This is a genomic window from Leifsonia sp. HAY1-4F (assembly GCF_056755275.1).
Genome location: NZ_JBNDHX010000148.1, coordinates 1 through 6662, shown reverse-complemented (window position 1 = coordinate 6662; position 6662 = coordinate 1). Strand labels below are relative to the sequence as shown.

Annotated in this window: 5 protein-coding genes; all 5 read left to right on the top strand. The window is 67.7% G+C overall.

All coding sequences use genetic code 11. The features are described from left to right. Window positions 1-644, top strand: a 644-nt coding sequence (locus ACPYOG_RS18170) for a DUF4282 domain-containing protein (protein ID WP_481295555.1), incomplete at its 5' end; no start/stop codon positions are given. A gap of 139 nt (window positions 645-783) precedes the next feature. Beyond that, window positions 784-2733 carry a DNA primase gene (dnaG, locus tag ACPYOG_RS18165; RefSeq protein WP_481295554.1) on the top strand — a complete coding sequence of 650 codons (1950 nt, stop codon included), beginning with the start codon at window positions 784-786 and terminating at the stop codon, window positions 2731-2733. Between the two features lie 236 nt (window positions 2734-2969). After that, window positions 2970-4595 (top strand): ABC transporter substrate-binding protein, encoded by a 1626-nt coding sequence (locus ACPYOG_RS18160; protein ID WP_481295553.1) that lies wholly within the window; start codon window positions 2970-2972, stop codon window positions 4593-4595. Between the two features lie 94 nt (window positions 4596-4689). Beyond that, window positions 4690-5793, top strand: a complete 1104-nt coding sequence (locus ACPYOG_RS18155; protein ID WP_481295552.1) for an ABC transporter permease — start codon at window positions 4690-4692, stop codon at window positions 5791-5793. A 1-nt stretch (window position 5794) separates the two neighbouring features. Continuing rightward, window positions 5795-6662 (top strand): ABC transporter permease (locus ACPYOG_RS18150; RefSeq protein ID WP_481295551.1); only part of this gene is annotated, 868 nt, incomplete at its 3' end.

Below are 6662 nucleotides of genomic sequence, written 5' to 3'. Positions count from 1 at the left end.
CGCCTGACGCGGCCCTCGATCGAGCAGGATCGGTCACCCGACCCGCAGCGCCCGCCGAGGCCGCAGCCGCCACATCCGACACCACCGGGGAGACCACTGTGGACACCACGAAGGCCGACGAACCCGACGGAGCAACGGCAGCCACGGTGCCCATCGCCGCCGCCGACGAGACCCCGGCCGACGAGACCCCGGGCGGCGCCGGGACAGCCACCACGGAGGGAGCCGCAAATCCCGCCACCGGCGCGGTCGCGGGAGGGACCGCCGCAGAGTCGGCCGGACCGCACCAGGTTCCCTATGGCCGGACGGTGACCGACCTCGCCGACCGGCTCGACGATTCGCGCTTCTTCTCCTCGCTGTTCGACTTCACCTTCACGAACTACGTCACGCGCAAGCTCGCGGGCCCGGTGTACGTCGTGGGACTCGTCCTGATCGCGCTGGGGGTCATCGTCGGCTTCGCCAACGCGCTGACGTCCGCGATCGCCACCCATGCGCCGATCGGCGCGTTCGTGTTCCTCTTCGGCGTCCTCATCACGCTGGTCGGCGCGATGCTGGCCGTCCTGCTCCTCCGCGTCGGGATCGAAGTGTTCTGCGCCATCATCGAGATCGCCCAGAACACCCGCCGGAGGCGACCGCCCGGAGAGTGAGGGGAGCGCCGGGGGAGTGAGGCCAAGTGACGGAGTGACTTGCACACCCGCTGTCCACAGGCAACCTCCGGCGAGCGCCTCATCCACAGGTTCTGGCGGCCGCCGTTGAGGGTCAGTGCGGCTCACTAGAATCGAGAGCATGGCCGGCCGGATTCGACAAAGCGATATCGAAGAGGTCAAAGCCCGCACGAACATCGGCGACGTCATCGGCGACTACGTCAGCCTGAAGACCGGCGGCGTCGGCGCACTCAAGGGTCTGTGCCCTTTCCACGACGAGAAGAGCCCGAGTTTCTACGTGCGTCCGGGCGTCGGCCGCTACCACTGCTTCGGCTGCGGCGAGGGCGGCGACGTCTACGAGTTCCTCCTGAAGATGGACCACGTCTCCTTCACGGATGCGGTCGAGCGCCTGGCCGGGCGGATCGGGTACCAGCTCCACTACGAGGAGGGCGGCGGAGGCCCATCGGAGAGCTCGGGCAACAGGGCGCGGATCCTCGCGGCGAACGCGGCGGCGGAGGAGTTCTTCCGCGACCGGTTGTCCGCACCGGACGCAGACCCCGGCCGTCGTTTCCTCGGCGAGCGCGGGTTCGACTCCGCCTCGGCGACGCACTTCGGCGTCGGCTTCGCCCCGAAGAGCTGGGATGAGCTCACCAAGCACCTGCGCGGCAAGGGGTACACCCAGGATGAGCTGCTCGCCTCAGGCCTGGTCACCCAGGGCGACCGCGGTGTCTACGACCGGTTCCGCGGGCGGCTGATCTGGCCGATCCGCGACGTCACGAGGCAGACCATCGGCTTCGGGGCGCGACGCCTGCTCGAGGACGACAAGGGCCCGAAGTACCTGAATACGCCCGAGACCGCTGTGTACAAGAAGGCGCAGGTGCTCTACGGTCTGGACCTCGCCAAGCGCGACATCTCCCAGAAGGACCAGGTGGTCGTCGTCGAGGGCTACACGGACGTCATGGCCTGCCATTTGGCGGGTATCACCACCGCGGTCGCGACGTGCGGCACCTCCTTCGGCGTCGACCACATCAAGGTGATCCGCCGGGTCATGGGCGATGACAACAGCCAGGGCTCCGTGATCTTCACCTTCGATCCGGATGCGGCCGGGCAGAAAGCGGCCACCCGCGCGTTCAACGAGGAGCAGCGGTTCTCCGCCCAGACGTACGTCGCGGTCGGTCCCGACGGTCTCGACCCGTGCGACCTGCGGTTGACCAAGGGCGACGACGCGGTGCGCCGGATGATCGACGCCCGCAAGCCGATGTACGAGTTCATGATCCGCCAGGTGGTCGAGCGTTTCGATCTCGATTCGGTGGAGGGCCGCGCGGCGGCGGTGCGCGCCGGTGCCCCGATCGTGGCGAACATCCGCGACCCCGCAGCGCAGAGCGGCTACACGCGCGAGCTGGCGCGGCTCTCCGGGGCCGAGTTGCAGGATGCGACCCGCGCCGTGCGCGCAGCGCAGCGCAGCACCGGTTCGCAGCGCGGCTCCGGTCCGGGGGAGCAGCGGAGCGCTGGCCCGGCGGGGCAGCGCAGCGCCGGCCCAGGCGACCAGCGGAGCTCCGCAGGAAACGCCCCCTGGGACGACGGCCGTGGGCGACCGAACACCGGCGGCCTCCAAGCCGGTGACCGCCCGCAACCGCTCCCGCAGGCCGACCTCACCGACCCCACCCAGCGCACCGAGCGCGAGAGCCTCATGGTCCTGCTGCAGCTGCCGGGCGAGGTCGGAGCCGATCGTGCTGCCCGTGCCGTGCAGGTGCCATTCACGAATCCGACTCATGCGGTGGTGCGCGACGCGATCGCCAGCCGACTCGACACGATGAACCAGCCCGGCTGGGTGGACCGCATCGTGGCCGAGGTGCCGCAGGCCTACGCTCCGACCGTCAACGCCCTCGCCGTGGCGGCGCTGCCGCAGGAGGGCGAGCCGGGGCGGTATGCCCGCTCCATCGTCGACGGCCTCATCGACCGCGACCTTCTCCGCGAGAAGGCCGAGCTGACCTCGCGCCTCGGCCGGACCGAGGATCCGGAGCTCCGCCGTCAGATCTCGCTCGCCATGGTCGCGATCGAGTCCGAGCGACGGCGTTTGCGCGGCGAGTGAACCGTCCGACGGCTCAATTCCACCCATAGCGCGAACTCGGCGTCGAACGGCTGATTTCGCACCTGGATGCGCGAATGAGCAACGATTTGTTGCGCGCGGGTAACGGATGAGGGACGGTTTCGCTCCCGAATGCGCGCTGGGGCGCCATTCCGTGCTAGGAAAGTTGTCACGCGGATGGCGATCGCGCACGCGTGCTCGACGGCCCCGCATCCCACACCAGGAAGAGGTAATCGGATATGACATCCGCACACTACGGCGGTCGGCGCCTGCTCGCCGTCTCCGCCGCCTTCGCGGCCGCGGCGCTGGTCCTCGCCGGCTGCTCGGGAAGCAACAACGGCTCAGGCGGGGGCGCCGCCCTCACCGTCGGCACGACGGACAAGATCACCTCGATCGACCCGGCCGGCTCCTACGACAACGGTTCGTTCGCGGTGATGAACCAGGTGTACCCGTTCCTCTTGAACACGCCGTACGGCAGCCCCGACGTCAAGCCGGACATCGCCGAGAGCGCCAGCTTCACGAGCCCGACCGAGTACACGGTCAAGCTCAAGCCCGGCCTCAAGTTCGCCAACGGTCACGACCTCACCTCCTCGGACGTGAAGTTCACCTTCGACCGCCAGCTCAAGATCAACGACCCCAACGGCCCCGCGTCGCTGCTCGCGAACCTCGACAGCGTGTCCACGCCGAACAAGACGACCGTCGTGTTCAAGCTGAAGGTCCCGAACGACCAGACCTTCCCGCAGGTGCTCTCCAGCCCCGCCGGTCCCATCGTGGACGAGCAGGTCTTCTCCGCGGACAAGGTCACGCCGGACAACACCATCGTCAAGGGCCACGCGTTCGCCGGCCAGTACGACATCACGTCCTACGACTTCAACAACCTCATCGCCTACAAGGCGTACGACGGCTACCAGGGACTCCTCGGCAAGCCGGCGACGGCCAAGATCAACGTGAAGTACTACGCCCAGGCCTCGAACCTGAAGCTGGACATCCAGAAGGGCGCGATAGACGTCGCCTGGCGTCAGCTGTCGGCCACCGACATCGAGAACCTGCAGACCAACAAGAACGTCAAGGTCGTCAAGGGACCGGGTGGCGAGATCCGCTACATCGTGTTCAACTTCAACACCCAGCCGTTCGGTTCCAAGACCCCCGACGCCGACCCCAAGAAGGCCCTCGCCGTACGTCAGGCGGCGGCGGACCTGGTCGACCGTGCGGCGATCGCCAAGCAGGTCTACAAAGACACCTACACCCCGCTGTACTCGTTCGTGCCGAACGGCCTCACCGGCGCCACCACGGTGCTGAAGGACCTGTACGGCGACGGGAACGGCGGACCGAGCCTCGACAAGGCGAAGGCTGCCCTGCAGGCTGCCGGAGTGACCACCCCGGTCTCCCTGAACCTGCAGTACAACCCGGACCACTACGGCCCGTCCTCCGGTGACGAGTACGCCCAGGTGAAGTCGCAGCTGGAGACCGGCGGCCTGTTCAAGGTGAACCTGCAGTCGACCGAGTGGGTGCAGTACTCGAAGGACCGCACGGCGGATGTCTACCCGGCCTACCAGCTGGGCTGGTTCCCGGACTACTCCGACGCGGACAACTACCTGTCGCCGTTCTTCAGCAAGGACAACTTCCTCGCGAACCACTACGACAACCCGGAGGTCCAGGGCCTCATCACGAAGCAGGTGGGCACGACCGACAAGGCCGAGCGCACCAAGCTGATCGAGGAGATCCAGGCCAAGGTGGGCGCCGACCTGAGCACGCTGCCGCTGCTGCAGGGCTCGCAGGTCGCCATCGTCGGCAAGAATGTGAAGGGCACAGAGAAGACCCTCGACGCCTCCTTCAAGTTCCGTTACGCGGTTCTCTCGAAGTAATCCGGCACGGAGCCACCAGCTCTGAGCCGACCGGGGGGTGGCTCGCTCTCGCAGCGGGCCACCCCCTTTCCACGAACCACCACGATTGGCTTCCATGACAGCGACTGTGAGCACGCCGGGCGCGGGGACCGCCGGCCTCCCCGACCCTGCGCACACGACGACGAAGCGACGATCCGGGGGCGGCCTCGGCCGCTACGTCCTGATCCGCGCGCTTCTCATCATCCCCACGATCTTCATCCTCGTCACCGTCGTCTTCTTCCTGATGCGCTCGACGGGCGACCCCATCACCGCCGCGCTCGGCGGCAAGCTGCCTCCGGCGCAGCTCGCGCAGCGGGTTCATGAGGCGGGTTACGACCGCCCCATCTTCGTCCAGTACTTCGAGTACCTGGGTCAGCTGCTCCGCGGCGACTTCGGGACGACCTTCACCGACCACCAGCCGGTCACCCACGTGCTGCTGACGTATGGCGCTGCGACGGTCGAGCTGGCGTTCTACGCCCTCATCGTCGCCTTCATCGTCGGCATCCCGCTCGGCATGGTCGCGGCGTACTTCCGGGACAAGGGGGAGGATGCGGCCCTCCGCGTCTTCGCGATCCTCTGCTACGCGACGCCCGTGTTCTTCGTCGGCCTCGTCCTCAAGCTCGTCTTCGCGATCTGGCTGGGCTGGCTCCCTGTCTCCGGTCGTGCGTCCACCGGCTCGGAGCTGGAGATGCAGACACTCGACGGCAAGACCGGCATCTATCTGATCGACGCCTTCCAGACCGGTGATCCGGCTGTCGTCGGGGACGTGCTCAGCCACGCCATCCTCCCGGCCCTGGCCTTGGGCCTCCTGACGGCCGGCGTCTTCCTGCGCCTGGTGCGCACGAATGTGATCGGGACGCTGTCGACCGATTACGTGGATGCGGCACGCTCGCGCGGTGTGCGGGAGTCGCGGCTGCTGCGCAAGCACGCCTACCGGCCGGCGCTCATCCCGATCATCACGGTCATCGGCCTCCAGATCGCCCTGCTGCTCGGGGGGGCCGTGCTCACCGAGACGACCTTCGAGTGGAAGGGCCTCGGGTTCCAGCTCGTGCACTACCTGCAGGCACGGGACTTCGTCGCCGTCCAGGGCATGGTCGTCCTCCTCGCTGTGATCGTGACCCTCACGAACTTCGTGGTCGACGTGATCGCGGCGTTCATCGACCCGAGAGTGAGGTACTGAGATGACCTCCGCGTCACTCACCTCCCGGAAGCGCCCGCTCCTGGACCGGATTCCCGTCGTCCACCAGCTGCGGCAGAGCGTGGGGCTGCAGCGCGGGATGCTCGTCGCGGGCCTTGTGCTCACCATCCTGTTCCTCCTGGTCGCGATCTTCGCCCCGCTGATCGCGCCGTACGGCTTCGCCCAGCTGAAGAACGCCGACGGCACGGCCTTCGGGACGACGCAGGCGCCGAGCGGCACGCATATCTGGGGAACGACCTCCGGCGGCTACGACGTGTTCTCGCGGGTGATCTGGGGGACGCAGACCGCGATCCTCGTGATCGTCGTCGCGGTGATCCTGTCGATCTTCCTCGGGGTGTTCCTCGGCCTGATCTCCGGCTACTTCGGTGGCTGGCTCGACCGCGTCCTGGTCGTCGTCTGCGACGCGATCTACGCGTTCCCGTCCCTGCTGCTGGCGATCGTCATGGCCATCGCGATCAGCGGCGGCCAGTCGAGCCTCTGGGGCGGCATCCTGGCGGCGGCGATCTCGATCACCGTGGTGTACATCCCGCAGTACTTCCGCGTCATCCGCTCCGAGGCGGTACGGATCAAGGCCGAAGCGTATGTCGAGTCGGCGAAGGTCGTCGGCGCGAGCAACACGCGGATCATGTTCCGTCACGTCCTCCGCAACTCCACACGGACGCTGCCGCTGATCTTCACGCTCAACTCGTCGGAGGCGATCCTCACGCTCGCCGGCCTCGGGTTCCTCGGCTTCGGAATCGAGCCGACCGCTGCCGCCGAGTGGGGCTTCGACCTCAACAAGGCCGTGGACGATGTCACCAGCGGCATCTGGTGGACCTCGATCTACCCGGGTCTCGCGATCGTGCTGGTGG